General features: G+C 33.5%; 27 protein-coding genes, 1 pseudogene and 1 riboswitch. Of the genes and pseudogenes, 4 read left to right on the top strand and 24 right to left on the bottom strand.

Translation table 11 applies throughout. From position 1 onward, the window contains the following. Nucleotides 1–21: 21 nt before the first annotated feature. From ACYQ39_RS00800 to ACYQ39_RS00700, 21 genes and pseudogenes are all read right to left on the bottom strand, one after another. On the bottom strand, nucleotides 22–774 hold the full coding sequence (locus tag ACYQ39_RS00800; RefSeq protein ID WP_459839973.1) for a nitrite/sulfite reductase domain-containing protein: 753 nt from the start codon (nucleotides 772–774) through the stop codon (nucleotides 22–24). 43 nt (nucleotides 775–817) lie between these two features. Next, nucleotides 818–1462, bottom strand: coding sequence for a hypothetical protein (locus ACYQ39_RS00795; protein ID WP_459839972.1), 645 nt, complete (start codon nucleotides 1460–1462; stop codon nucleotides 818–820). Nucleotides 1463–1581: 119 nt separating this feature from the next. Then, complete coding sequence (locus ACYQ39_RS00790) at nucleotides 1582–2259, bottom strand: Crp/Fnr family transcriptional regulator (protein WP_459839971.1); 678 nt, start codon at nucleotides 2257–2259, stop codon at nucleotides 1582–1584. Between the two features lie 675 nt (nucleotides 2260–2934). After that, nucleotides 2935–3939, bottom strand: coding sequence for a sulfite reductase subunit C (asrC, locus tag ACYQ39_RS00785; RefSeq protein ID WP_459839970.1), 1005 nt, complete (start codon nucleotides 3937–3939; stop codon nucleotides 2935–2937). Nucleotides 3940–3952: 13 nt separating this feature from the next. Beyond that, nucleotides 3953–4753: an anaerobic sulfite reductase subunit AsrB gene (gene asrB, locus ACYQ39_RS00780; RefSeq protein WP_459839969.1), complete on the bottom strand. Its 801-nt coding sequence runs from the start codon at nucleotides 4751–4753 to the stop codon at nucleotides 3953–3955. Beyond that, entirely contained in the window at nucleotides 4746–5768 is a 1023-nt protein-coding gene (asrA, locus tag ACYQ39_RS00775; RefSeq protein WP_459839968.1) for an anaerobic sulfite reductase subunit AsrA, read from the bottom strand. Before asrA ends, asrB begins: the two co-directional genes overlap by 8 nt. A gap of 177 nt (nucleotides 5769–5945) precedes the next feature. Beyond that, entirely contained in the window at nucleotides 5946–6749 is an 804-nt protein-coding gene (locus ACYQ39_RS00770; protein WP_459839967.1) for a formate/nitrite transporter family protein, read from the bottom strand. A gap of 517 nt (nucleotides 6750–7266) precedes the next feature. Beyond that, nucleotides 7267–7743, bottom strand: coding sequence for a molybdopterin-guanine dinucleotide biosynthesis protein B (gene mobB, locus ACYQ39_RS00765; RefSeq protein WP_459839966.1), 477 nt, complete (start codon nucleotides 7741–7743; stop codon nucleotides 7267–7269). Nucleotides 7744–7860: 117 nt separating this feature from the next. Continuing rightward, entirely contained in the window at nucleotides 7861–8352 is a 492-nt protein-coding gene (locus tag ACYQ39_RS00760; RefSeq protein WP_459839965.1) for a MogA/MoaB family molybdenum cofactor biosynthesis protein, read from the bottom strand. Next, a complete protein-coding gene (gene moaC / locus ACYQ39_RS00755) occupies nucleotides 8345–9265 on the bottom strand; it encodes a cyclic pyranopterin monophosphate synthase MoaC (RefSeq protein WP_459839964.1) in 921 nt (306 codons plus the stop codon). The genes ACYQ39_RS00760 and moaC overlap by 8 nt, the downstream gene beginning before the upstream one ends. A gap of 2 nt (nucleotides 9266–9267) precedes the next feature. Beyond that, complete coding sequence (moaA, locus tag ACYQ39_RS00750; RefSeq protein WP_459839963.1) at nucleotides 9268–10242, bottom strand: GTP 3',8-cyclase MoaA; 975 nt, start codon at nucleotides 10240–10242, stop codon at nucleotides 9268–9270. Then, nucleotides 10226–12133, bottom strand: a complete 1908-nt coding sequence (locus ACYQ39_RS00745; protein WP_459839962.1) for a molybdopterin biosynthesis protein — start codon at nucleotides 12131–12133, stop codon at nucleotides 10226–10228. The genes moaA and ACYQ39_RS00745 overlap by 17 nt, the downstream gene beginning before the upstream one ends. A gap of 121 nt (nucleotides 12134–12254) precedes the next feature. After that, complete coding sequence (locus tag ACYQ39_RS00740) at nucleotides 12255–13487, bottom strand: molybdopterin molybdotransferase MoeA (RefSeq protein ID WP_459839961.1); 1233 nt, start codon at nucleotides 13485–13487, stop codon at nucleotides 12255–12257. Between the two features lie 37 nt (nucleotides 13488–13524). Further along, nucleotides 13525–14367 (bottom strand): molybdate ABC transporter permease subunit, encoded by an 843-nt coding sequence (locus ACYQ39_RS00735; protein WP_459839960.1) that lies wholly within the window; start codon nucleotides 14365–14367, stop codon nucleotides 13525–13527. A gap of 4 nt (nucleotides 14368–14371) precedes the next feature. Further along, entirely contained in the window at nucleotides 14372–15070 is a 699-nt protein-coding gene (gene modA / locus ACYQ39_RS00730; RefSeq protein ID WP_459839959.1) for a molybdate ABC transporter substrate-binding protein, read from the bottom strand. A 165-nt stretch (nucleotides 15071–15235) separates the two neighbouring features. After that, nucleotides 15236–15358: riboswitch (molybdenum cofactor riboswitch) on the bottom strand. Between the two features lie 147 nt (nucleotides 15359–15505). Then, nucleotides 15506–16729 carry an NAD(P)/FAD-dependent oxidoreductase gene (locus tag ACYQ39_RS00725; RefSeq protein ID WP_459839958.1) on the bottom strand — a complete coding sequence of 408 codons (1224 nt, stop codon included), beginning with the start codon at nucleotides 16727–16729 and terminating at the stop codon, nucleotides 15506–15508. Then, the gene (locus ACYQ39_RS00720) at nucleotides 16729–17142 is read right to left on the bottom strand and encodes a 4Fe-4S dicluster domain-containing protein (protein WP_459839957.1); all 414 of its coding nucleotides are present in this window, start codon (nucleotides 17140–17142) and stop codon (nucleotides 16729–16731) included. The genes ACYQ39_RS00725 and ACYQ39_RS00720 overlap by 1 nt, the downstream gene beginning before the upstream one ends. 11 nt (nucleotides 17143–17153) lie before the next feature. Further along, nucleotides 17154–19232, bottom strand: a pseudogene (locus ACYQ39_RS00715) (molybdopterin oxidoreductase family protein). 23 nt (nucleotides 19233–19255) lie between these two features. Next, nucleotides 19256–19855 (bottom strand): molybdenum cofactor guanylyltransferase, encoded by a 600-nt coding sequence (mobA, locus tag ACYQ39_RS00710; protein ID WP_459839956.1) that lies wholly within the window; start codon nucleotides 19853–19855, stop codon nucleotides 19256–19258. Between the two features lie 33 nt (nucleotides 19856–19888). Continuing rightward, nucleotides 19889–20410, bottom strand: a complete 522-nt coding sequence (locus tag ACYQ39_RS00705; RefSeq protein WP_459839955.1) for an HPP family protein — start codon at nucleotides 20408–20410, stop codon at nucleotides 19889–19891. Nucleotides 20411–20607: 197 nt separating this feature from the next. Beyond that, nucleotides 20608–21441 carry a methyl-accepting chemotaxis protein gene (locus tag ACYQ39_RS00700; protein WP_459839954.1) on the bottom strand — a complete coding sequence of 278 codons (834 nt, stop codon included), beginning with the start codon at nucleotides 21439–21441 and terminating at the stop codon, nucleotides 20608–20610. Between the two features lie 165 nt (nucleotides 21442–21606). Here ACYQ39_RS00700 and ACYQ39_RS00695 point away from each other — a divergent pair, with 165 nt between their 5' ends. Then, nucleotides 21607–22119, top strand: a complete 513-nt coding sequence (locus ACYQ39_RS00695; RefSeq protein WP_459839953.1) for an HD domain-containing protein — start codon at nucleotides 21607–21609, stop codon at nucleotides 22117–22119. Nucleotides 22120–22143: 24 nt separating this feature from the next. On the opposite strand, the gene ACYQ39_RS00690 is transcribed toward ACYQ39_RS00695, so the two are convergent. Both ACYQ39_RS00690 and ACYQ39_RS00685 read right to left on the bottom strand, forming a co-directional pair. Then, nucleotides 22144–22410 (bottom strand): DUF1540 domain-containing protein, encoded by a 267-nt coding sequence (locus ACYQ39_RS00690; RefSeq protein WP_459839952.1) that lies wholly within the window; start codon nucleotides 22408–22410, stop codon nucleotides 22144–22146. Continuing rightward, entirely contained in the window at nucleotides 22407–22643 is a 237-nt protein-coding gene (locus ACYQ39_RS00685; RefSeq protein WP_459839951.1) for a DUF1450 domain-containing protein, read from the bottom strand. Before ACYQ39_RS00685 ends, ACYQ39_RS00690 begins: the two co-directional genes overlap by 4 nt. Nucleotides 22644–22834: 191 nt before the next feature. Here ACYQ39_RS00685 and cooS point away from each other — a divergent pair, with 191 nt between their 5' ends. The 3 genes from cooS (at nucleotide 22835) to ACYQ39_RS00670 (ending at nucleotide 26171) form a co-directional block, all read left to right on the top strand. Continuing rightward, complete coding sequence (cooS, locus tag ACYQ39_RS00680) at nucleotides 22835–24757, top strand: anaerobic carbon-monoxide dehydrogenase catalytic subunit (protein ID WP_459839950.1); 1923 nt, start codon at nucleotides 22835–22837, stop codon at nucleotides 24755–24757. 147 nt (nucleotides 24758–24904) lie between these two features. Beyond that, nucleotides 24905–25621 (top strand): iron-sulfur cluster repair di-iron protein, encoded by a 717-nt coding sequence (gene ric / locus ACYQ39_RS00675; protein WP_459839949.1) that lies wholly within the window; start codon nucleotides 24905–24907, stop codon nucleotides 25619–25621. Nucleotides 25622–25637: 16 nt separating this feature from the next. Next, entirely contained in the window at nucleotides 25638–26171 is a 534-nt protein-coding gene (locus ACYQ39_RS00670; RefSeq protein ID WP_459839948.1) for a cyclodeaminase/cyclohydrolase family protein, read from the top strand. Nucleotides 26172–26224: 53 nt separating this feature from the next. Here the strand turns inward: ACYQ39_RS00670 and ACYQ39_RS00665 are convergent, their stop codons facing one another. Continuing rightward, nucleotides 26225–26542 carry a cupin domain-containing protein gene (locus ACYQ39_RS00665; protein ID WP_459839947.1) on the bottom strand — a complete coding sequence of 106 codons (318 nt, stop codon included), beginning with the start codon at nucleotides 26540–26542 and terminating at the stop codon, nucleotides 26225–26227. Nucleotides 26543–26565 lie beyond the last annotated feature (23 nt).

Raw genomic sequence — 26565 nt, 5'->3', positions numbered from 1 at the left:
TTCCTCCCTTCGAACAGAATCTTAACCATGTTGGCATTTAGAATTAAAATTCTTCTCTCTGTCTTTAACTGTAAACTTACTTTCTTCTATAATTTCAATAATTTCTTCATCCATTATTCCACTTTTAAATCTCTGCCAACTAATCCGTTCTATCATCTTACCTAATCTCTCTTTAACTCTACCTTCTTGTTTATAGAAGTTTATTATCTTTTCAACTAATGCTAAAGTCTCATCGTGATTGAGTCTATTGGCTAATGGTTTAGCTAATTTAGGTTCAGACCCTCCTGAGCCTCCAACTCTTAGCTCGAAACCTTCTTCTGTCCCAACAATTCCAATATCTCTAATTGCTGGAGCAGTACAGGAGAAGTGACAACCACTGACTCCCATCTTCATTCGAGATGGTAACTCCATTCCTAGATATTTATTTTCTAAAGCCATTCCTAACTTGGCTGAATCTACTTTACCTCGTTTGCAGAAATTTGGCCCAGGACAGAAACGAACTCCTTTACATTTTAATCCTGACTTGCTCTTAGGCTCCATATCCAAATCAGCCCAGGCAGCCTCTACTTGATCTAATTCTAGTCCCATTAACTTTATCTGTTGACCTGAAGTAACCTTTACTGTACAATCATACTTCTCTGCTACATCAGCTAGATTCTTTAAAGTTTTAGCATTAGTCAATCCCCCACTTAGATGGGGGGTAATAGAGTATGTCATCTTACCATTCTTAATCTGTTGTATATTAGCACCTTCTGGTATTGGTGGTTTAGGCATTTTATCCCCCCAATCTACTTATGAACTTATAAAAAAACTAACTTTATAAAGTAAAGATATCTTCATATTGATCTTGACTAATATTACGTTGATGTTTAATCTCAGGGTTAATAGTTGCCATAAATCCTTTAATCCAGTTAGTATATAATTCATGCATCAACTCAATTGATACACCTACTTCTTCCCAAAACTCTGTATGCAACTTAATATCATGGCGCCAAACTATCTTATCTGGATTATTATCAACTACAGCCGATAATCTATCACAAGGCATTCTCTGTAATAAAGTATTCTTTAATAATTCAAAAGCTGCCTCTAAACTATCATCATCTTGTTTCTCAACAACTTTTGTTGCCATCTTTTCACCATTTGCTTTATATATCTCTAATAATAACTCCTTATCATCATATTGGCTCATTAATTCTTTAACAATAGCAGCTTCTCTAGTCTGAGCAGTTGTAATAGCACCTTCTAACCAAGGATGAATCTGACTATCTCCAATTAATTCTTCTAAAGAATCATCTTCTTTTAATGCTCCATACTCTTCTCTTACTTTAATAACTAACTTTTCCATTTCTGAAACATTATAATTCTCTTTAAAAGCTGATACTACCTCTACTTCTCTCTCCTCAACTGTCTTAACCTGACTATATAACCAATAATGAATTTTACCTAATACTAGACTCATTCTCTCACTCCTTAATTTTATTAAATAAAAAATCTATTTATCTTTATTTTAAGATATTATGACATAATTATAACTATCTTTCTTTGATTTATATCACAAAGAAAGATAGTTTCTAATATCTAAGTCCAATTACTTAATTCCTCTAGATCTAAAATAGTGATTTTATTCTTACCTACCTCAATAACTTCTTCATTACTCAACTTACTTAAGAACCGACTTACAGTTTCTCGACTGATGCCAATCATTAAAGCTAGCTCTCGCTGGCTTAAATTTAAGTCTATCTCAATCCCCTCTTGACTATCTTTTCCATAATCACGGGCCAACTTCCATAATCGGCTAGCAATTCTAGCTCCAGACTTCTTTAAACCAAGATTTCTAATTTGGCGATAAGCTTGTCTTAATTTTAGGTTAGCAGAGTTTAAAATATGTAAAGTTAAAGCAAAATCATCTTTCATAATCTGCTGTAAAGAATCCATCTTAATTGAAATTATTTCTCCTTCTTCAATAACTTCTGCTGTAACTGAACTAGATTTACCATCTAAGGTGATCTCATTAATTATTTCACCAGCTGTTAAAATGTGAATAATCTTTTCTTTCCCTCCAGGAGTAAACTTAGAAATCTTAACTCTACCACTAGCTATAATATAAATCTCTTCTACTATTTCTCTATCAAAGAATAAAATCTCTTCTTGGTGATACTTTTTAACTAATGATTTTTGAGACAAAGAATCTATCACTTTTTCTTCAAACTGACTAAAGTTATCCAAGTTTAGTAATAGCGATTTAATTCTATCCATTATTATCACCTAACCTTACACTATATATAATATACCCTAACAGAATAAATAATCATATTAAAGTTATATCGAGATATTGTTTCACTTTTAAAAAATTGACATCAAAACTTTAAATTTAAAATATTTTACGAAAAGGCTAAGAACAGCCTTTTTTCGTGACACTTTTATCATGATATAAAAGTGTCCAAAAGATCTTAGAGAATTTTAAACTTACTCAGTTAACTAAATAATTAAATCTAAACTTATAGTAATAAAATCAATTTCAATTGTTTTTCAAAAATTAATCTATTAAATTCCGCTTCGTCCAGACAGAAAATTCTCATAATAATCCTTAAACCATCAAAACAAAGAAGATGTTGTTAATTAAATAAGAAAAACAATGCGACCTTTTATTAAAAATAGTAGTTAATATATGAATTGAGAGTATTTAATACAATCTATTAGCTTTTTAATAGTAGGAAGTATAACTTGTTTTTCAAAGGGATCTTTTGGTAGCTTTTATAGCCCTAGATAAAAGCTACTCGGAAGAAGGCCGATAGGCAGTTCCGAAATGGCCTTTGAATTTAAATATTTTAAATTAACTTTTTATTAAAAAGTGAAGTATTATCTCGATAATACAACACTTTAAAATCTAAAAAATGCCCGAGAGCACTATCACCCTCGAGCATTGATTATTTATTCTCCTACCTGTTCAAAGTTATTATTTCTATTTGTCTTATAGCCACCCCACTGAATGTGTTCGGCAACTTTACACTCTGGATTCAACTCTACTCCTTCTAATACCTCTTCTTTAAAGACCTGGAATCCAGTTCGGTCTACAATATACCCTACATGTTCTTTAGGTAGACTACGATCAATATACCTATCAATATATTCATAGGTATTATTAATAATATCTATAATTGCATCTTCAGTTACCCACTCTAAGAATGGCTTAGCTAAACGAGGGTTTCTCTTTCCTGTTCGACCCATAATTAACAGTTTATAATACTTTTTGCTTGTATCTCTCGTCCAAGCATTGGTAGGACACTTGCCAATACATTCACCACAACCGATACATTTATCCTCATCTCGTACTACCTTATAGTTTTCAAATTCTAAAGCCCCAGTTGCTCTCTGCTGACAGTTATCTACACAAGCACCACAACTAATACAACGATAAGCTTCATACTCTGGACGATCCATACCGACAATACCAAAGTCCTGCATATGGGCCTTGATACAATCATTAAGACAGCCAGTTAAAGCAATCTTCACATGAAAGTCATTAGGAAAGATATTCTTTTCAATTCGTTTAGCAAACCGAGTCGTATTATACTTGGCCCGACGACAGACTTTATTTCCAATACAAGCTGATACATTACGCGTTCCTGCTGCTGGATAACCATCTTCAGGGTTACCTACTTCGACACCAATATCCTTCTCCATACCTTCAATCAATGGAGCTACCTTCTTATTAACTTCTTCTACTTTATCCATTGGAATACCAAGGATTTCAAAACCTTGTCGAGTAGTAATGTGCAGGTCACCATTACCATATTCTTGGGCAATCTCTTGTAGTATAGTCAGATATTTAGCCTCTAAATGACCACCTGGCACTCGTACACGTAATGCTGTAACATCTCGTTCTTTAGTAATCCGAAAAGCATTCTTCTTAAACTCTTTAACATTTAATCCCATACTATTTCCCTCCTTAGTCAATTAAATTTTGAGCTTTAGTATAGTTAAAGACTGGTCCTTCTACACAAATATAAGTATCATCCATCTTACAGTGACCACATTTTCCTATTCCACAAGACATCTTCCGTTCAAAAGATACCCAGATCTGTTCTTGGGTAATATCATGCTTCATAAATTCTTGGGTAGTAAACTTCATCATTATTGGTGGGCCAACGACTACTACTTCCATATTATCTAAGTCAGTAAAATCAACTTCTTCCACAAAACCAGTAATTAGACCTTCATTACCAGTCCAGTCTTCATCACCTTCATCAACAGTCAAGATTACATCAATATGATCTGCTGCTTTCCATTTTTCAATCTCATCACTAAATAATATATCATCTGGACTCTTGAAACCAAGTAATAGAGTTAAAGAATCTACCTGCTCTGGATTTCTATAAAAATGATTTATAATACTCTTAACTGGTGCTAAACCAGTTCCACCAGCTGAAATAACTAAATCTTTATCTTGGTACTTGTCCAGAGGAAAACCATTACCATAAGGTCCTCGAATACCAAGTTCATCTCCAACTTCTAAATCTCCAATCTGATTAGTTACTTTACCGACATGGCGAATTGTTAAATCAATATAATCATCACCAAAATCACTGACTGAAATAGGACATTCTCCTACTTTAGGAATTGAAACCTCTACAAACTGGCCATTTTGTACATCTAAATCTATTGCTAACCGATAAGTATAATCAACTTGACTTTCTGAACGAATATCTATAATCTCAGCATGTTCTGGTAAATAAGGATTCTTACTCATCCTCTTTTCCCTCCTCAATTGCCTGATTTATCTTTCTAATTGCATCTGTAAAGGAGATATACTTAGGACAAACATCTTCACAACGACCACAGCCTACACACATATCCATTCCAAATCGCTTACGGAAGTCATAAATTTTATGAAGTGTCTTAAATCTCATTCGGTCACCATACTCTTCTCTAAAGCTATGGCCACCAGCCATTTCAGTATAGCCATCAACATGGCATCCAGCCCATCTTCTTCTTCTTTCTCCTACATCTTCATTCTCTTTATAGAAGATATCCTGCATTGTCCAGCAACTACAAGTTGGACAGACAGTGTTACAACGACCACAAGCAATACAACGTTTACTATATTCTTTCCAAATATCTGACTCAAATAAGTCATTATTAATATCTTCTAAAGCAGGCACTTCAACAACCTCTTGTTTATTCTCTTGAATAAACTGTGGAGTAAAGTCTACTTCCTCTTGCTCAGTAAATAAACCAGCTAAAGAATCGTCTTTAACTTCACATAGAATTTCATCCTCTTTCACTCTAATAAAGGCTGCATAGTCATCAACCTCATTAGTTCCCATAGAAACACAGAAACAAGAATCAAAGCCTTCTGTACATTCTACTGCTACAAATTTAACCTTTTCTCTTAACCTTTTATAATAGATATCTTCTTCTGGCCCATTCTCTAAAAAGATTTTATCCAATCGTTTAAAGGCATTAATTTCACAAGGTCTCAAAAAGATAACAATCTGTTCATCATCTACCTCTGGTTCTTTATACTCACCTTCATTAAAGTAGAATAATGTCTGTGTGATTGGGAAAACAATCTCTTTAGGAGAATACTTAGTCTTTACATCAAATTCTAGTTCATCTAAAGTCGATACTTGGTCATAAATAAATAGATCAGTATCAGAAAAAGTTCCTTTATCCTTCTTTCTAGTTGGCCCATAAACCTTATACTCATCCTGTAAATCAGCTAACAAACTATCAAACTCTGCTGTAGTTAATCTGTATGACATATTCCTTTTCACCTGCCCTTTCGTTACTTTATAAAATTAAATAATAATAAGAGTCCAACCTAAAGGGCTGAACTCTTATTATTTATTGCGAATTTATCAATCAAAGACGTCTAAAAACCATTCGCTACCTATCATATCATATTTTAAATCTACTAAAGGTGATAAATATCACATTCACTAAGCTGCTTTTTTAATATCTTGTTTAGCAGTTACAGAATTATCAGAAACATACCAATATATAGCACCAATTAATAGTCCTCCACCAATTATATTTCCTAGCGTTACAGGAATTAAGTTTCTCACATAGCCCATAACTGTAATAGTCTCTGGATGTGGAATAAATAGTCCCATAGCCAATAGAGTCATATTAGCAATACTATGCTCAAAGCCACTACCAATAAAAGCAAATAGACACCAAAAGATTAAGATTAATTTAGAAACTTCATTTTTAGCCTTAATTCCCATCCAAATAGCCAGACAAACTAACATATTACATAATATACCTCTAAAGAATAATTGAGATACTGGAGCATTCATCTTACCTGCTGTTGCTTTTAAGATAAAATCAGCTGTTACTCCACTTGAGATTAAACCTGTATTATATAATAACCAAGCCATAGCAAGTGAACCAACTAAATTACCTAAATAACACCAGAAGGATAACTTTAATACATCCTTTAAACTGACTTCACCTGATAATAGACCAACTGTCATAAATAAATTATTTCCTGTAAATAATTCAGATCCAGCAAAGATAACTAAAGTTAATGCAACTCCAAAAGATACTCCCATCACTGTCTTAATCATAGGCGAACCTGCTGCTTTTAAAGGAGCTCCAATAGAAAAGATCAACATAATTCCTAGACCTACAAAAGCACCTGCCATCATTGATACTATAAAATACTTTAATAAATCCTTGTTCATAAAATCAACACTTTCTTTAGCTGATGCTGCCACCTTATCAATTGTTGTCGTAAACATTTAAATCTCCCCTTTCGTTTTTGTAAAAGTGATCGTGAAAACAAACACTATATTAAATAAAAAAATAAGTTCAGAATTATGTAAGTGATTGTTCTCTCAATCACGAATACATCATAACACATCTGCTAAAAGCGCGTTGTGATAAATATCACTTTTCTTCTTTTTTTATTTAAGTCATTAGATCATTTGATATTAATTGATATAAAGTAACACTTCTTATCAAAAATAGCTTAAAAATTTAATTCAAAAGTAATTAAAATTTTTTTAGAAAAACAACTTATGCTTCCTACCACCAAAATACTACCAAATTATATCTAAAACTTTTAATTCATATATTAACTGCTATTTCTAATAAAAGGTTGCATTGTTTTTCTTGTTTAAATCTAAAATTCTTAAAAATAAACAAATAGTTTTAATAAGATAAATAAATCTTAAGAATTAGACTTTAATTGGTTTTGATTTTAACTGTCAACTGTCAATTGTCAATTACAAAGTGTAACTATATATTAATATTTAATTATAGTACTTTTTTCTCAATCACTTTACAGACTCTCTCAACCTGGGCCAACAATCCCTCTATAGTAGAATCATTTATGACTCTAAGTAGTAAATTCTCTTCATCTACAGCAGGTTGGTCATATAAACCTGGCCTGAAAATTTCTACTTTAGGAGTAGCCCCTGTCTTATACCCTTCTGCAATTACTAAATCAAAGTCTGAATCTATATATTGTTGCACTAGAGTTTCTACACTAGGTTCTTCTACTACTTCTTTAATCATAGCTACCTTATCTGATGAAGAAAGGATAACTGTTTCTGCCCCAGCTTCTCGATGCTGCCAACTATCTTTACCTGTCTTATCTATTTGAAACTTATGAGCATCATGCTTAATTGTTGCTACTTTATAACCTCTTGCTTTTAAGGCAGGAATTAACTCAGTAATAAATGTCGTCTTACCTGAATTAGACCAACCAACAATCGAAATTACTGGTATCATTTTACTTCCTCCTTTATAATGTGTCGCGTGCTATGAGTCATGAGTAAATTTAATTTTGAATGTATAAAGTTTTTGAATTTACTTATAGCACACAGCTCATAGCTCATGACTCAAAACTTAACCCCTTGCACAGTCTTCTACTTGATCTTTGATTAATTCAACAGCATGAGTTAAGACTGGTAATACTACTTCTAGACATTCCTCTACAGCTTTAGGACTACCTGGTAGGTTGATGATTAACGATTCATTTCTCACTCCTGCTACAGCCCGTGATAACATAGCTTTAGGTGTCTTAGCTAGACTTTCTGCTCTAATTGCTTCTGCTATACCTGGCACTTCCTTGTCTATTACCTCTATAGTAGCTTCTGGTGTTACATCTCTAGGGGCCAACCCTGTGCCACCAGTCGTTAAAATCAACTCTAACTTTAATTGATCAGTCATATTCTTTAACTCTCTTACAATAATCTCTTGCTCATCAGGTAATACTTGATAATAAGCAACCTCTCCATCAATCTGACCAATAATCTCTTCGATTCTCTTTCCACTTTCATCTTTTCTCTCTCCTGTTGCTCCTGTATCACTTAATGTTAGAATACCTACTTTAATCATTAATCAACACCTCAATTCTGTCATTAGATTCTAATTTACCACCCTGTAATACCTTAGTAAAAATACCTCGCTGTGGCATAATACAGTCACCTACTGTCTCATAAATAGCACATCTATCATGGCATTCTTTACCTTTTTGAGTTACTTCTAAGACTATATTAGAACCTAACTTCAACTTTGTTCCTTTAGCTAAACCTTGTAAATCTAGCCCTTTAGTAATTAGATTTTCACCAAAGGCTCCAGCCTCTAACTCCATTCCTTGCTCTTCCATATAAGCAATATCTTCTTGAGCCAATAAGCTAACCTGTCGATGCCAATCACCAGCATGAGCATCTCCTACTAGACCATGATCTTCTTTAAACTCAACTTCTGATATCTCTTCTTTAGCAACTCCTTTCTCCTGACTAAGACAGATAGCTACTACCTTACCTATCAGCTCATCAGCTAAATAAGTTCCACTCTTACCTCCAGTCTTCTTTAACAGCTTAATCTCTCCTATCTCAATCTCTTTATCTACTGCCTTACACATATCATAAATTGTTAAACCTGCTGTAGAAACAGCAGTTAAAGCCTCCATCTCTACTCCTGTCTTACCTGTTGTTTTGGCAGTAGCCACAATCTCAATTTTTTGTTCCTCTTTAAATATATTAAACTTAAGATCAACTCCATTGATTAATAAGGGATGACACATAGGAATTAAATCTGGTGTCTTCTTAACTCCCATAATTCCTGCTACTCTAGCTATCTCTAAGACATCTCCTTTTTCTATTTTGTCTGCTGTAATCAACTCTAAAGTCTTAGCCTTAACTCTAACTTCACCTTTAGCTATCGCTATCCTTTTTGTCTCTCCTTTATCACTAACATCAACCATTCTTGACCTTCCTTCTTCATCAAAATGACTTAAATTTCCCATTATTAGCCTCCTATCTGTGACATATTCTTCTGAAAATCATCCTGCTCTAAAGAATGTTCCTCTCCTTTTTTTCTAACGGCTAACTGAAAAGCCCTCTTTAACTCAGTTTCTCCCTGTTCTAATTTATCTTGTAACTTAACTTCTTGTTCATTACATAAGCAAGCCCTTAACTCTCCAGTTGAAGTCAACCTTAAACGATTACAACTACTACAGAAAGAGTTACTAATAGGACTAATAAAACCAATTGTTCCTAGACTATCTGGAACTTGATAATAATATGCTGGACCATTACCTTGCTGAAACTGAGTCGGTAATAGTTTCTCTTTCTTTTTGATCTCTTCTTTTAACTGATCAATTCCTATATAGTATTCCTCTTGTTCATTATTTTTACTACCAGTTGGCATAAACTCAATAAATCTAATATGAACAGGTAACTGTCTAGTCAGAGCAATAAAATCAAATAATTCATCATCATTTATGCCTTGCATGACTACTACATTAATCTTAACTGGAGTTAAACCTGCATTTATAGCCGCTTTAATCCCTCTTATTACCTGCTGTAGTTGATCAAAGCAAGTCACCTCTTTAAACTTATCTCGCTGTAGAGTATCTAAACTAATATTGACTCGTTCCAATCCTGCTGCTACCAATTCTGAAACATAATCAGTTAACAGAAGACCATTAGTTGTTAAAGCGACTTCTTTAATTCCACTAATATTATTCAACATCTTAATTAAATCAACAGCACCTTTTCTGACTAAAGGCTCTCCACCAGTTACTCTCACCTTTCTTATCCCTAACTTAGCTCCTACTTTAACAACCTTAACTATATCTTCATAACTTAGAATCTGATTATGATCGATATAGTCTACTCCTTCTGGGGGCATACAATAGCGGCAGCGTAGATTACATCTATCAGTTATTGATAATCTTAAATAATCTATTTTACGTTGATAACTATCAACTAGTTGGCCCATCTGTCAACACCTGCCCTGTCTCTGAAGTATCATAACCAGCTAACTGGGCTATTTCTTCTTTAAAATCTGAGCTACGTATTATATTTAATAGTTCTTCAATTCTATCATCAGCCCAGTATTTTTTAGGTATCACTAAATCAACTCTCTCTTTTCCTAACGAAATAAAATCTAACCCAAAGACTTCGGCAGCAGCCAAAGTACCTACTCCTACATCTGATCCTCCTTGAGCTATAGTAGCTGCTAGCGTTAAATGATCTTGCTTAACTTGCTGATAACCCGTTACTTCTTCTGGATTAATACCTGCTTGGGCCAACTTATTATCAATTAAAATCCTAGCTCCAGACCCTTGCTGGCGATTGATGAATATAAGATCATCATCTACTAAATCAGTAACTTCTGTAATATCTTTTGGATTATCTGGGCCAACTATTAGACCTTGTTGCCGATAAGCTAGATTGACTAGTTTTACATCCTCTCTAGGAAAGTATCTATCTAAATCAGGCTGTCTATATTGGCCCTTTGTATCTAATAAATTAATAATAGCTAAATGAGACTCTCCTCTACGTAAAGTAGTTAAACCAGCTAGATTATTAGTTGGCTGAGTCAATAAATCAACTCCTTGCTGGGCCAACTTATTTTTAAGCAGATCTAAGCTCTGATCATTACTACCATTAATCACCAATGTTTTATCCGGCTTAGATTGGTTAGTGAACAAATCTACAGTTACTTCTTCTTTCTTTTGGCGTCCCTCACTATATTCAGAGATAGTTACTAAGCCATCTGCTTCTACTAAAGAACCCATTACTCCTGATGCTCTAGCTAAGGGAACTGCTACTACTTGGTTATCTAATTTAGTTAACTTAACTCGGACAAACTCTCTAAAACCAAGTTTGGAAACTATTCTTTTATTTAATAAAGCTGTTACTTCTTTATCTTCAGGAATAGTGCGACCTGATAATTGATATAACAATGGTCTAGCAAATAATCTAAAGTTAAGAGCAGATGCTACTGGATAACCAGGAACGCCAATTACTGGTGTCTGATCTATATCTCCTAAGATAACTGGTCCTCCAGGCTTGATACTGACACCATGAACTACTACTTCTCCTAACTCAGCAATAACTTGAGCCGTATAATCCTCTCTTCCTGCCGAAGAACCAGCTGTAATAACAACTAAATCACTATCTTTAACTGCTTGCTTAGCTGATTTTTTTATCTGTTGATAATCATCTGCTACAATATCTTCTCTAACTGCTCTTCCTCCCCAGTTAGCAACTAAATTTTTAATTACCTGAGAATTATACTCTATAATCTGACCAGATTGGGGAGTAGTACCAGGTTCAATCAATTCACTACCAGTAGGAATAATATTAACTTGAGGCTGACAGTAGACTGTAACTTTTGATACTCCTCCCTCTAATACTGAACCAATATCATAAGGGCCAACTTCAGTTTCAGCTGGTAGAATCAGTTGTCCTTTAGTTAAACTCTCTCCAATTGATCTAATATGTTGGCCTGGAGTAACTGCTTCTTCTATCTCTACTACTCCTTTATCAATCTGATTAACTTTTTCAATCATCACTACTGCATTAAATCTATCAGGAACAGCATCTCCTGTATCAATTAATTGATAATCTCTACCTTCTTGTAAAGAGATAGGATTGGTCTGACTAGCACCTACTGTCTGATTAGCTTCTAGAGCAATTCCATCCATAGCAGCAGCATAATAAGCAGGAGCAAACATCTCTGCTCTAACTGGCTGGGCCAACTTACTGCCCACTGCTTCTCTAATATCTATCTCTTCTGTAGTTGGCTCTATAGTCAAAATCTCTTGCCATCTCTCTTTAGCTTCTTCTACTGATACATTATCTAAATAGATATCCCGTGGCATTTGTAACTCCTTTCTTTTTATAATTGACAGTGTACAGTTAACAGTTAACGGTTAATGGTCTTGAATTTAACTGTAAATTGTCAACTGTCAACTTGATATATTGCGACAATGTCGCAATATATCAGAAAGTCAGCACCTCTACTTCTGTACCTTCTGCAATCCCTTCTTGACCAACTCCTACTTTCACTAATCCATCTGCCTTGACTAAAGTAGTAATTAAGCTAGATTTACCTAAGATAGGGTTGGCCCATAGTTGGCCCTCTTTTTCAGTTAAACTGACTCGAATATACTCTTCTCTTCCTTTAGTCGAGATTATATTGCGATTTACCTTAGCTACTACTTGATTAAATCGACTTTGTCCTTCTCTTCCTGCTAACCTCTGTAGTAGTGGTTTAACTATCATCTCTCCTACTACTAAAGCAGAAGCAGGATGACCAGGTAGACCGATTACTGGAGTTTCATCAACTAAAGCTAAAATAGTTGGTTTACCAGGCTTAATCGAGACTCCATGGATTAATACCCCTGGCTGACCTAATTGATTGAAAACGTCAACAGTTAAATCTTTAACTCCTACTGAGCTACCACCAGATAAGATAACTAAATCACTGTTATCAATCTCAGCAGCTAATTGATCTCTTAATTGATCCTTTTTATCTGGAATAATACCACCGTAAGTTGTAACAGCACCTGATTCTTCTACTAAAGTTCCTATTGAATAAGAATTAATATCTCTAATCTGCCCTAATTTAGGTTCTTTATCAGGCGCTATTAATTCATCACCTGTCGAAAAGACAGTTACCTCTGGTTGAGCAAAGACTTCTACTTCAGTAACTCCAATCCCAGTTAAAGCACCAATATCTTGAGGACGTAGTAATTTTCCTGTTTCTAATAAAGTATCTCCTGAGCTAATATCCTCACCTTTAGTTACTATATTCTCTCCTGGAGCTACTGCTTTAGTGACTTCTATCTCTTGAGTGCCTAACTCTTCTGTATACTCTACCATTACTACTGCATCAGCTCCAGCAGGTAACATACCACCAGTTGCTATTTTAATTGCCTGACCTGACTTAACCTCCTGTTGAGTTTCTTCTCCCATCTCTACTTCACCAACTAAATCAAGAAAAATAGGTAAGAATTCTGAAGCACCAAAAGTATCTTCAGCCCTAACAGCATAACCATCCATTGTGGAACGAGAAAAAGGAGGAAGATCAACCTTACTCTTAATATCTGTAGCTAAAGTTCTCTCTCTAGCCTGTGTAACCTTTATTTTTTCACTACCTAAAGTGTAATCTATCTTCTCTTCTAATATTTCAAAAACTTCTACAACCTCTACTAAATTAAATAAATCTGACATACTAACACCTCCAACTTCTATAATTCATCACTATTATTTATTTCTTCAATTTTAACTCTATAATCAATAATGGAATTAAAAAGATTACAATAAGCAGAACTGCTAAAGAGATAGATTGATCTAAACTCCTTTGCGAAAGAGTATAAATTGCTGTAGAGAGTGTCTGGGTCTTACCTGATAAATTCCCGGCAAACATAATTGTAGCCCCAAACTCTCCTGCTGCTCGCAAACAGGCCATAATAATTCCTGTTAGAAATGACCTAATGCTTAATGGTAAATAGATATGAACTAGTAATTCTTTCTCTCCTGCACCAGAGACTATAGCAGCTTCTCTAATATCTTGCTTAATTGCTGCAAAACCACTCTTTAATGACTGAGTAAAGAGTGGTAACATAACAAATATCTGAACTATTACTAAGGCTATAAAACTAAATGGAATATCAAAATTCAACTTAGTAACTATACTCTCTAAGGCTCCTCTTCTACCAAAGGTCATTAATAGAGCTAATCCTGCAACAGTAGGTGGCATCACCAAGGGGATATTTAAGATTATATTGATTACTCTACCGATCCTATTATTATGAACCATTACATAAGCCAAAGGAACTCCAATCACCATTGTTACAGTTGCTGAAGAGACTAATGAAGTAATTGTTACTCTAACTGCATTTAATGTAGTTATATTTTGAACTACTAATAGAATATCACTTACTGAAGACTTTAAAAACAAGGAAGTAATTACTAATAGAATAAAGGCTATATTAAATAAAGCAATAATTGATATTAATATCTTAGTTTTATCTATCCTTTGTTTACTTTCTGTTAAAGAAGTAGCACTTATTTTCTGATTATAGTTTTTATAAATCAAATCTTCAACCATATTATTACCTACTCTCTGCGACAAATCCATGTTCTGTTAGTATTCTTCTTCCCTCTTTAGAATAGAGATAATCTAAAAACTTATTAGCAATTTCTTTATCTTGTAAACTAATCCCCTTTAATAACGCTATTGGATAGGTGGCAATTACATTATATTGATCTGCAATATCGATCACTCTCACTTGTTCTAGATTACTAGCATTAACATCCGTCTTATAACCAACACCTGCATCTACTTCTCCTAACTCTACTTTGGCCATTACACTCTTTACATCTAACTCTTTAGATACAACAGCATCTAAAAAACTCTCTTTATAATCTGATGATAACTTAGGATTATTAACTTGTTTATCTAACATCTGTTTCGTATATCTACCTACTGGTACAGATTCATCTGCAATTACAAGCTTTACCCCATCTTGTACCAAATCACTCATGCCATGGATATCATTATTTCTTTTCGAGACAGCTATAACTAACTTATTATGGGCAAAGATAGTTGGATTAATTACTAGATCAGTTTCATCTAACTGCCTGATATACTTAATATTAGCAGATGCAAATATATCTGCTCCTACTCCAGCTTTAATCTGACTATATAAAGCTTGACTTCCAGCATAATTAATTTCTAACTTACTATTGTACTTTGTTTCAAATTCTTTTTTTAAATCATTAAATACTTCTGTTAAACTAGCAGCAGCCATAACTCTAATAGTCTTTTTATTTTTTCTATTATTAATATACGAGCATCCAGTAACTAAAACAGTTAATATTAAAGATATAATTACTAATCTCTTAATTATCTCCCACCCCTTATTGATAAACTATACTCTTTACCTAAAAAAAGCCAACTCTGCAAAAAAGACAGAGTTGGCCCTTGACTGCCTTCTTTCCAAAGTCGGGAGGGCCAAAGATTTCTCTATAACCCCTAACGGCTCTATCTACCCTAGAACTTAATCCGTAGGTAGTAAGGCTCGAAGACGAAACAATATTCAGTTAACAGTTGACGGTAAACAGTGTACAGTTAAATTCAAGATCACTAATCCCAAAAATCTTTATAAAATAATAGATTGTTGAATTTTTAACTGTAAATTGTAAACTATACACTGTCAACTATTGATATTAAGCGTTGCTTAATATCAATAAGTATATTCCAAATTACTTTTAATATCGAAAAAGTCTGCATAATCTATTTCAAATAATGGTTTCTTAACTCTGGAGATATCTATCTCCTCTTTAATCAACTGAGTTAATACTCCTGCATAAGATAGATCTCCTTGAATTACAGCACCATAAATCTTTCCATTCTTATGGATGATTTTTTTATAATTACCATCTGCAACTTTTATCTCTTCATTATAAGTTTCATCTGGCGCTTCTACCATCCCAACAGACATTGTAGGAAGGTTTAAAAAGTTCATAGTATTCTTACTACCTAAGAAATCAGTCATTATCATTTCATTACCGATCATATTATTAGCTGCTATAATACCTTCTTTAACTGCTGTAGGCCAGATTGGATTATCTCCTGTTACATCACCAGCACCATAGACATCTTCTTTATTTGTTTGGCCTTTCTTATCAATAATCAGACCTGACTGATCAGTTTCTAATCCACTATTATTTAAGAAATCAATATTTGGTCTAACACCTGTTGCTACTATCACAAGTTCACAAGGAATCTTTTCTCCACTATTTAAGATTAAGTATTGAGGATTATTTCTTTCATCAGTTACTAGCTCTTCTGCTCTAACCTCTAACTTTAGATCAACTCCTTCTTTCTCAAATAATTCCTGATACTTATCAGCTGTATAATCATCAAGCTGTTGCTTTAAAATCCTATCTTCCATTTCCACTAAGCTGATATCTAAATCAAAATCTAACAACCCTGTTAAAGCATCAATTCCTACCAGTCCTGCTCCTAAAACAACTACATTATCTATATTAGGAGCAATTTCTTTTATCTTTCTGGCATCTGCTAAATTTCTAAGTCCAACTACATCATTAGTTTCCCTTAAGTTCTTAATTGGAGGTATAAAGGAAGAGGCTCCACTTGCTATAAGTACCTTATCATAATCTAAACTTTCACCATTAGAGAGTCGTAAAGTATATTCTGTATCATTTAATTCAGTTACTACTACTCCTTTTTTCCACTTTATATTATACTTTTTAAAGTAATCTTCTTCACTAAAATCAAGCTCTTCTACATTTCGCTCACCTTCAATATAGTGGTGTAGTATACATCTTGAATAAACATATTCATCCTTAGAAACCAATATTATTTCTGCATCCTGGTCAAGTTGTCTAAGGGTCTTAGCCCCATTAATACCTGAAGCAGATGCACCAATTACAACATATCTCATTATTCCTCTACCTCCTCTAAAGTAATTGCTTCCATTGGACACTTTTCTACACATTGAGGGGTACTACTTTCTGTATGTTGACACATATTGCACTTCATAATCTCTTGATGCTCTTCACTATCTGCCTTTAATACTCCATATGGACAAGCCATAATACACATGAAACAATTGGCACAACGAGATTCATCATATTCTACAATACCTGTATCTGGATCTTTAGTCATAGCTCCCTTCATACAAGTATAGACACATTCTGGCTGATCACAATGTCTACAGAATATAGGGGCATACTTCTCTTGACTATCTACAGTAATTCTTGTTCTCGAATCCTTAGAATTATGAGATACTCTACATGCTGTAGCACAAGTAAGACATCCTATACATTTATCTCTATCTATGTTTATCCTCTTCAATGTATTCCCTCCTATTCTTCAATCTTTTCAACATTAACACATACATATTTATAGGCAGGTTCTTTAGAATAAGGATCAAATACAGATGGTGTTAAGGCATTTGTTTCAATATAGTGAATTGGAGCATATAATTGATCCTTCTGAACAGTATCACTTAACTTTGCTGTAAACTTTCTCTGTTGACCATTAGTAGATGAAATTAAGATCTTTTCATTTTCTAATATATCTAACTCTCGGGCCAACTTTGGATTAATATATACATAAGCATCTGATAAAGTACTCATTTCTACTAATTCCATCTCTCGATTTCTTGTCTCAGTATGCCACTGTCCTACAGTTCCTCTCCCCGAATTAAAGATATAAGGAAAATCTTCAGTCTGAAGTTCTGGTTTCTCAGCTATATCTTCATAGATAAACTTTACCTTCCCACTTTCTGTAAAGTATTCTCCATCTTCATATAATCTACGCTGGTTACTTTCTAACTTATCTCCTTCTTTAAAAGGCCATTGAATTCCTTTAGAACCAACAAGTTCATCATAATCTATTCCTGTCATATCACAAGGCATACCTTCACTACACTGTTTCATTAACTCAAAGGCATTTCTAGGTGTCTTCCATTTCTCTAAAGAATCAGTAGTATCTAAAGCTTGTCCTATCCCATAAAAGATATCATAATCAGTTAATTCTCCCTCTTCTTTATCAAGTACAGGAGTTACTGCTGATACACGACGTTCAGTATTGATTAAAGTTCCTTCTTTTTTAATCGATGGAACAGCAGGTAAAAATAGATCACAAAGTTCTGAAGTCTCTGTATCAGGATATAAGTCTTGTACAACAAAGAAATCTAGATTATCAACTGCTCTTCTAAACTCTTCATTATTTGTCCAAGAATGTCTTGGGTTGGTTGCAATTATCCAGAGGGCTTTAATCTCTCCTTCATTGATACCATCTATAATCTCATTATATGGTATAGTACCTTTCTATGGTATCATCTCTGGATCAATATCTAATATGTCAGCTACCTTTTCTCTGTCAGCAGGATTATTGTAACTTCTGCCACCATATAGACCTGCTGTATTACTATAAACTCTTGATCCCATAGCATTACACTGCCCTGTTAAAGAATTTGCCCCAGTTCCTTCTCGTCCTATATTGCCAGTCATAACGGCTAAATTTATAATAGCTTGAGCTGTTCTAACTGCTTGATGTCCTTGATTGATTCCCATAGTCCACCAGAAAGAAACTCTCTCTCCTTGATAAATAGTCTCAGCCAATTCTAATACTTGCTGACTAGAGATTCCTACCTCTTCCTCTACATTTTCTAAAGTATACTTTTGGACATGTTCTTTAAAGCCAGCAAAATCTTCAGTACACTCCTCAATATAATCCTTATCAATCCAATCTCGCTCAATTAACACATTTGCTAGAGTATATAGTAACCTAAGATCTGATTTTGGTTTAATATCTACCCAGATATCAGAATTACTTGCTGTCTCTGATTTTCTTGGATCAATTGAGATAACTTTAGCATCTTTATTTTTCTGTACCCGATCCCAAACGATTGGATGAGCAACTACTGGGTTGGCCCCAATAAATATAATTGTATCTGACAACTCTAAATCATTTAGTGTATATGGTGGAGCATCAAATCCAAAACTCTGTTTATGGGCCACAACAGAAGTAGCCATACAGAGTCTTGTATTTCCATCACCATTCATTCCCATATGAGTTCTACCTATATGACCTAACAGAGCCATCTCTTCAGTAGTAATTTGGCCTGTGCTGATAAAGGCTGCACTCTCTTCTCCATATTCTTCTTGAATCGCTTCCATTCTAGTTACAAATGTCTCAAAAGCCTCATCCCAGGATATTTCTTTCATTTCACCAGATTCATCTCTAATAAGAGGTGATTTTTGGGTACCATGCTCAGTACATTGTTCGTCCAATTCTAATCCTTTTATACAAGAGAAACCATCATTTACAGGATAACCTTCAGTAGGAACTACCTTTTTTATTTCGTTATCCTCAACATAAAAATTAAGATTACATCCTAAAGAACAATAGTTACAGACTGACTGTTTTATCTCCATCTACTTTAACTACTCCTTTCCAATCAACTAATCATAGCTTTATAATATCTCAACAAATCTTCTTTAGTATTCAGATTCAAGAACATATTCCAATTAGAACTGAATCTTCTTGCCTGTTCCTCATTAATATAATAACAATCTAGTCTCTCTAATAATGAATAAAGAGCCCTACCTTCTGCCAATAAATAATCCTCTATCTCAGAAATTATATCTTGGGCATAAAAAGCATTAAAGGGCTCTACTTTATCTTCTATTTCAGTAACACAAGCAGCTATATCTTTCTCTTTAACCTCTGCTTTCATAAATCTAATATAATCAAGATTTATATAGGGCATATCACAAGCTAAAAAATAGACATACTTACTACTCGCTCTTTTTAATCCTACATGGATACCACTTAGAGGGCCTCTGTTAGGTATCTCATCAGACACTACTCTATAATTAAAATCAGAATAATACTCTGGATAATTACTAACAATTATTATCTCTTCAAATTCTTCTTCTAATTTACTAGTTACTAACCCTAATAACCTAGTCTGATTAACCTTTAATAATTGTTTATCAAAGCCCATTCTGGTACTCTTACCGCCAGCTAGTATAACTGCCGTACCAAAATTCTTCATTCATTTCACCACTTCCTAAAAATATAATGACTATTATTTGGCTGGATAACTCTTGTCTGGGTGAAAGTAATTAGTAGCCATTGAAACTATGAATAGGATAATTGTTCCAATTAAAATTGGGTTAATTAAAAATGCAAAGTCTTTCTCAGCCATAACCGCTAAGAAAGCTGTAGCTCCTCCAGGTGGGTGTGTAGTTCCAGTTAAAACCATCAATCCAATAGCTAAAGATACAGATAAAGCTATACTAAACCAGTTTAGACCTAAAAAATGATAAACCATAGTCCCTACTAAAGCCGACATCAAATGACCTGCTAATGCATTCTTAGGTCTTACCAAAGGAGCTCCTGGAGCTGCAAAAAATAAGACTGCTGCCGCACCAAAAGGAGGTGCAATCAAAGAAAAGTTTTCTGTCTGATAAGCCAAATAAGTAATAATCCCAATGCCAATAAATGCTCCTACAAAAGCAAAAAGAGAATCTACAAGATTCTTATCATTTAATCTAGCTAATAAAGAACCATCTACATTCTCTTTAGAACTAATATCCCCTTTTGCCATCTTATTAATCCTCCTTTAATAGTAAAATTTAGACTTAAATACAATCTACGTGCTTGTAATAACTATCACAATAACATAATATCATATATATCCATCTTCATTGTGATAAACCTCACAGCAAAAGGATACCATAGTGATTTTTTTAACAATTATTCATATAAAAAAGACTAGGATAGTCCTAGTCTTTTTTTACTATTCTATTTTTTCATACTTTTCTTCAGTATTAAATCCGCTTTGTCCAGATTATTAATAATATTATCTCCTAAATCTAAATGTTGACTTCCTGCCTCATTAATTTCATTTACTTTAATAAAAGATTGATCTATTATATCTACTATATTAGAGAATTGAATATGTAGTTTCTGAGCTACTTCCTTATTCTCATCTAAATGAGAAACAAGTCTACCAATCCCAGATTCTGATTCATCTAATAGTTGATAAATATTGCGAGTACTAGAAGTAATATTTTCTAATAGGTCAGAAGTCTGAGTAGCTAATTCTTTGATCTCTTCTGCTACTACTGAAAATCCAGCCCCTGAGTTAGCCCCTCCAGCAGTTGAAGAGCCATTTGCTCTAGCCGCTTCAATAGAAGCATTTAAAGCCAATAGATTAGTCTGGTCTGCTATATCATTAATTTCTGCTGCAAATTGGGTAATATCACCTATCTCTTGTTGCAATTGATTAAATGTCTTATGAAAGTTATCTAATCTCAATTGTGAATCATTAAGATTAGATCTCATATCATTAATAATTTCTTCTCCAATTTCATTTTCTTCTAATACATCTTCGAGTTGACTATTAATCTGGTTAACTTGATCTATAATCCAATCATCTTCTGTCTTCATCTCTTCTATTCTTGCTTTAGCATTTTCTTTAAGATTATGTAGTCTATTTTTTAACTGATCTATATTATTATTTTTACTTCTTAGCCGTGCCAACTCTTTCTCCTTATCCTTTAATTCAGACTTTAGAATTTTATTCTCTTCTTTTATCTCTTCAAGCTCTGATTCTAATTTCTGCTTTCCAAACATTATAACCTCTCCTCTGATTAGGGCTTATTATTTCAAGAATATTTACTTATATTGTATATCAAAGTAAAACTAATGTCAACCATATTGGTAGGAATTATAACTTAATTAAATTTTAATTTGCATTTAATTATTTATAAAATATAATAAACTATAAGGAGGAGAAAAATGTATAAAGAAAAAATAATTACTGCAATGAAAAATTACTTTGGAGCAGATACCAACAGAATCAATCATGCTTTACAGGTAATAAATTATGCTGAACAATTAATTGAAAACCATAATAGAAAAGATATTAATCAAGAAGTTATTATTTATGCTGCTATCTTACATGATATTGGAATTCATGAAGCAGAAAGAAAATATAAAAGTACAGCTGGAAAATACCAAGAACAAGAAGGGCCAACTATTGCTCGCCAAATACTAAATTCTTTCCCTATAACAGAAGAAATAATTGATGAAGTCTGTGAGATTATTGCTCACCATCATTCACCAGGAAATATCACTAGTTTAGAATTTAAAATTCTCTATGATGCTGATTGGTTAGTCAATCTACCTGTAGAATGTAATATAAAACAATTAAATAATATAGAAACTACAATAAATAGACTCTATTTAAGTAAAGAAGGAAAAAAACTAGCTAAAAAATTATTCATTACTAAAAATAAGGCTGAGGATTAATCCCCAGCCTTATAACAACCTATTCTATTGGTTATACTCACTTCCGCCTTTACCTGCTTGGTATCTATCACGAGCTACAAAGGTTTTACAACAACTTTGAGCACAATCATTAACTGGAGATAATCCTTCTTCTTCTATAATCTGATTAGTATCTTCTACATCTACTTCATTAGACAATTTATTAGCAAAATCATCACTGACAACTAACAATTTTTCTGCTACACAGAGATTAGGCTCCTGCCACCATTGACAATTATCTACTGTACAATGTACATGAGATTTCTGAGTCATGACATTACTTTCTGTTGCACTTTATTCTGGATTTTAGTATATAACTTATCTGCTGTATCAGCCTGAACTAACTCTTCATCTACTACAGCAATAGGACTTACAGCACAATCTCCACAGTGGCCTAAACAAGGTTCTACATCTACATTAGCATTTAATTCATTCTTTACTCTATCCTTAATTCCTTTTACTCCACTATGGTTAAAATTATTTTCACAAAACTTAACCTCTGCCATCAATATCACTCCTTATACTATTTATCTCTTATTATTTATATAATCTTATCAATTGATACCTTGTTAATATTAACATTATCTTAATTCCTTTCCTGCCCAGTTTATTTAAAACAGAATTTGATGTATATTTAATTTAATCTATCCAAATTATATAAAGCGAACCAAAGGGATATAATAAAGGAGGATTTCAAATGGCAGATGCAATACCTGGTATTGAAGAACTAACAGGTGGAAAAGTTAGTGTTCACGAGACAGTACAAGAGATGTACGAAAAGATTCATGAAGATGGATTGAGTAATGTTTTTGATCGTTTTGATCCACAAGAGAAAATACGATGTAGTTTCTGTAGTGATGGTGTTAGTTGTCAGTTATGTACTAATGGTCCTTGTCGTATTTCTGAAAAAGCAGGTGCTGAATTAGGTGACTGTGGCATTGATCCTGATGCTATGGCCATGAGAAATATGTTGCTAAGAAACATCATGGGAACTGGTACATATACTCATCATGCCTATAATGCTTTCAGAACTCTTAAATCAACTGGAGAAGGAAAGACACCTTTTGGTATTACTGACGAAGAAAAATTAAATTGGATGGCCGACTCACTTGGTATTGATACTAATCAAAAGAAAGAAGATATTGCAATCCAACTAGGAGATGCCTTGATAGATCAATTAAGCAGCAATTACGATGAACCTCCTCAGATGGTAGAGGTCTTTGCACCAGAACCTAGAAAGAAAGTCTGGAAAGACTTAGCTATCTATCCAGCTGGGGTAATGCATGAAATTAAAGATGCCACTGCTAGCTGTCTAACTAATGTTGATGGAGATCACTTCTCTATGGCAAGAAAAGCTCTTCGAGCTGGAATTGCTACTATTTATGGAGCCCAATTAGGATTAGAAATGGTACAAGATATTCTATTTGGAACTCCTCAACCTCATGAAGCTGATACTGACTTAGGAATCTTAGACCCTGATTACGTTAATATATTGTTTAATGGTCATGAACCTTGGACTGGTGCAGCAACTATCTACGCTGCTCGTAATCCGCAAATCCAACAGAAAGCTAAAGATGCAGGTGCTAAAGGTATTAGAGTTATTGGATCTATTGAAACAGGACAAGAATTACTACAACGCTTTGAAATGGACAATGTCTTCCGTGGTCTAACTGGAAACTGGTTAGCTATTGAACCAGTTCTTGCTACAGGTGCAGTAGATGTCTTTGCTATGGATGAAAACTGCTCTCCACCTAACTTGAAACCTTATGCAGATAAATATCAAATTAAATTAACCTCAGTTAATGATCTAGTTAGAATTCCAGGAGTAGATGATAACTTCGACTATAAACCAACAGAAGTCGAGAATATTGCTCATAAACTAATTGATATGGGAATTGAAAACTTCAAGCAACGAAAAGATAAAATTACTCCTCATGTTCCTGATAGAATCCAAAAGTCAGTTACTGGATTTTCTACTGAAGCTGTATTAAATGCCTTAGGAGGCAAATTAGACCCATTAGTAGATGTCATAAAATCAGGAAATATTAAAGGAGTAGTAGGATTAATTAATTGTACAACTTTAGCTAATGGTCCTCATGATTATATGACAGTCAACCTTGCTAAAGAACTAGTTAGTAGAGACATCCTAATTGTTAGTGGTGGATGTGGTAATCATGGTTTAGAAGTAGCAGGTTTAACAGCTCCTGATGCAGCTGAAAAATATGCTGGAGATGGATTAAAAGCAGTCTGTGACCAACTTACTATTCCACCAGTTCTTAGCTTTGGTACCTGTACTGATACAGGAAGAATCTCTATGTTAGTTACTGAATTAGCCAACTTTTTAGAGGTTGATACTGCTCAACTACCTGTAGCCGTTACAGCACCACAGTATTTAGAACAAAAAGCAACTATAGACGCTATGTTTGCTCTTGCTTATGGATTATATACTCACCTATCTCCTACTCCACCAGTTGCTGGAGGAGAAAGATTAGTCAATCTATTAACTGACGAATTAGAAGACTTAACTGGAGGTAAAGTTGCTCTAGGGAATAATCCTCAAAAAGCAGCAGATGGAATTGAAGATCATATTATGAAGAAACGAAATGAATTAGGACTATAATCAGAGTATAAAGAGGTGGCTAGCCACCTCTTTATTATTTTAATAAATTAAATTTATAAATTGTTAACTATCTGTGATAAATATCATATATTTCTATCTTATTCTAGTTTATAATAATAATAACATAATTAACAAGGAGTGATGATAATGGAGCAACAATTTAATTCTTCTGAAAAAATTGGAGAAATTGTATCCAAGTTTCCTAAAGCCAGTGATATATTCAAAGAATATAATATCGATTTCTGCTGTGGAGGAGATAGAGAATTAAAGGCTGCTATAGTAGAAAAAGAACTCGATGAAGAAGAGATATTGACTCAACTTGAAGAGAGTTACCAAGATACTAAAGAAAAATTAAATAATGAAATCGACTGGAAGAAAAGTTCATTGACCGAGCTTACAGAACATATTATAAATAATCATCATGCTTATTTATACGATGAACTACCTAAGCTCAATAAATTAGTAGTAAAAATACTAAGAGTACATGGTAATAAACACAAAGATACTCTATCTAAAGTTCATAAATTATTTAATGAATTAAGAATAGAATTAGAACAACATTTAATTACAGAAGAAGAAATGTTATTCCCTTTAATTAAAGAATATGAAAAAGGATCTTCTAATGTATCTTTAAAAAGAATAGTAGATATAATTGAACAACTAGAAGGAGAACATGATGGCGCTGGAGATATACTAAAAGAAATTAGAGAAATTACAGATCAATATTTAGTACCTGATGATGTCTGTACCACCTTTAGATCGACTTATGATAGGCTAATAAATCTTGAATCAGATTTATTTCAACATATTCACCTTGAAAATAATATTCTTTTTCCTAGACTAAAGAATAAATTAGCATCCTAATAGAAAGGAAGAAGAAATGATTACTGATAAATCAATCAAGGAGTTCAGTCAACAAATTGGGCAACAAAAGACTCCTGTTCCAGCAGGTGGTGCAACAACTGCTACTACTGCCTTATTAGGTGTATCCTTACTCAAGTTAGTCTGGCAAGTTAGTGAAGATAACCTTGAAAAAAATATAAAGTCACATCAAAATGAACTTAATAAAATAGAAAAACAACTACTTCAGGCTATTGAAGAAGATACAATAGCTTTTGAATCTAATTTAAAAACTAATTTCAACGATCAAAAAAGACTAAAAGAGATAATTGAAGTTCCTTTAGAAATAGCCGAAAATGCTAATAATGCTCTTAAAGTCTCCACTAAAATTAAAAACAAAGTAAAAGATACTGTTATAGCAGATTATAAGGTAGCTGTCACAAATCTAAAATCAAGTATCAAGGGTACTATAGCTATTATTGAAGCTAATTATACCTTTTTTTCTACACAAGGAAATTATATTCAAGAAATCAAAGCTAAAGTTGATAAATTAAAAAGTCTCTATGATATTTAGAATTAATTTTATAAATAATCCCCCTTGAAATTTATCCAAGGGGGGTTATTAACTTATAAACTAGGAGTTTTAACATTCAATACAACAAAGCCTTCACCTTGATCTGCTTTAAGTGACATCTTAGTATTTGGAGCACAAGGAATAATATCTTTCGTTTCTACTACTTTTTGGTCGTCTCCAATTCTCAATGTTCCTTTACCTTCCACTATATAAAAGAAGACATTAACTGGTACCGAATGTTCTGGGACTTCATCTCCAGACTCTAGTACTAAATTCATTACCTGAGTATCATCATTCTTGAGTATCTTCTTAACTGTTATCCCTTCCCATCTTTTGTTTCCTTCCATCTGATCCATTTTAATAATTTCCATTATTAACTCCTCCTTATTTTATT

Source organism: Halanaerocella petrolearia, from assembly GCF_054657875.1.
The sequence above is the reverse complement of the archived record's forward strand: the minus strand, read 5'-3'. Positions and strand labels throughout refer to the sequence as shown.

Coding starts and splice junctions, on each gene's coding strand:
- ACYQ39_RS00800 (WP_459839973.1), bottom strand. CDS start 774: ATGCCTAAACCACCAATACCAGAAGGTGCTAATATACAACAGATTAAG.
- ACYQ39_RS00795 (WP_459839972.1), bottom strand. CDS start 1,462: ATGAGTCTAGTATTAGGTAAAATTCATTATTGGTTATATAGTCAGGTT.
- ACYQ39_RS00790 (WP_459839971.1), bottom strand. CDS start 2,259: ATGGATAGAATTAAATCGCTATTACTAAACTTGGATAACTTTAGTCAG.
- asrC (WP_459839970.1), bottom strand. CDS start 3,939: ATGGGATTAAATGTTAAAGAGTTTAAGAAGAATGCTTTTCGGATTACT.
- asrB (WP_459839969.1), bottom strand. CDS start 4,753: ATGAGTAAGAATCCTTATTTACCAGAACATGCTGAGATTATAGATATT.
- asrA (WP_459839968.1), bottom strand. CDS start 5,768: ATGTCATACAGATTAACTACAGCAGAGTTTGATAGTTTGTTAGCTGAT.
- ACYQ39_RS00770 (WP_459839967.1), bottom strand. CDS start 6,749: ATGTTTACGACAACAATTGATAAGGTGGCAGCATCAGCTAAAGAAAGT.
- mobB (WP_459839966.1), bottom strand. CDS start 7,743: ATGATACCAGTAATTTCGATTGTTGGTTGGTCTAATTCAGGTAAGACG.
- ACYQ39_RS00760 (WP_459839965.1), bottom strand. CDS start 8,352: ATGATTAAAGTAGGTATTCTAACATTAAGTGATACAGGAGCAACAGGA.
- moaC (WP_459839964.1), bottom strand. CDS start 9,265: ATGGGAAATTTAAGTCATTTTGATGAAGAAGGAAGGTCAAGAATGGTT.
- moaA (WP_459839963.1), bottom strand. CDS start 10,242: ATGGGCCAACTAGTTGATAGTTATCAACGTAAAATAGATTATTTAAGA.
- ACYQ39_RS00745 (WP_459839962.1), bottom strand. CDS start 12,133: ATGCCACGGGATATCTATTTAGATAATGTATCAGTAGAAGAAGCTAAA.
- ACYQ39_RS00740 (WP_459839961.1), bottom strand. CDS start 13,487: ATGTCAGATTTATTTAATTTAGTAGAGGTTGTAGAAGTTTTTGAAATA.
- ACYQ39_RS00735 (WP_459839960.1), bottom strand. CDS start 14,367: ATGGTTGAAGATTTGATTTATAAAAACTATAATCAGAAAATAAGTGCT.
- modA (WP_459839959.1), bottom strand. CDS start 15,070: ATGGCTGCTGCTAGTTTAACAGAAGTATTTAATGATTTAAAAAAAGAA.
- ACYQ39_RS00725 (WP_459839958.1), bottom strand. CDS start 16,729: ATGAGATATGTTGTAATTGGTGCATCTGCTTCAGGTATTAATGGGGCT.
- mobA (WP_459839956.1), bottom strand. CDS start 19,855: ATGAAGAATTTTGGTACGGCAGTTATACTAGCTGGCGGTAAGAGTACC.
- ACYQ39_RS00705 (WP_459839955.1), bottom strand. CDS start 20,410: ATGGCAAAAGGGGATATTAGTTCTAAAGAGAATGTAGATGGTTCTTTA.
- ACYQ39_RS00700 (WP_459839954.1), bottom strand. CDS start 21,441: ATGTTTGGAAAGCAGAAATTAGAATCAGAGCTTGAAGAGATAAAAGAA.
- ACYQ39_RS00695 (WP_459839953.1), top strand. CDS start 21,607: ATGTATAAAGAAAAAATAATTACTGCAATGAAAAATTACTTTGGAGCA.
- ACYQ39_RS00690 (WP_459839952.1), bottom strand. CDS start 22,410: ATGACTCAGAAATCTCATGTACATTGTACAGTAGATAATTGTCAATGG.
- ACYQ39_RS00685 (WP_459839951.1), bottom strand. CDS start 22,643: ATGGCAGAGGTTAAGTTTTGTGAAAATAATTTTAACCATAGTGGAGTA.
- cooS (WP_459839950.1), top strand. CDS start 22,835: ATGGCAGATGCAATACCTGGTATTGAAGAACTAACAGGTGGAAAAGTT.
- ric (WP_459839949.1), top strand. CDS start 24,905: ATGGAGCAACAATTTAATTCTTCTGAAAAAATTGGAGAAATTGTATCC.
- ACYQ39_RS00670 (WP_459839948.1), top strand. CDS start 25,638: ATGATTACTGATAAATCAATCAAGGAGTTCAGTCAACAAATTGGGCAA.
- ACYQ39_RS00665 (WP_459839947.1), bottom strand. CDS start 26,542: ATGGAAATTATTAAAATGGATCAGATGGAAGGAAACAAAAGATGGGAA.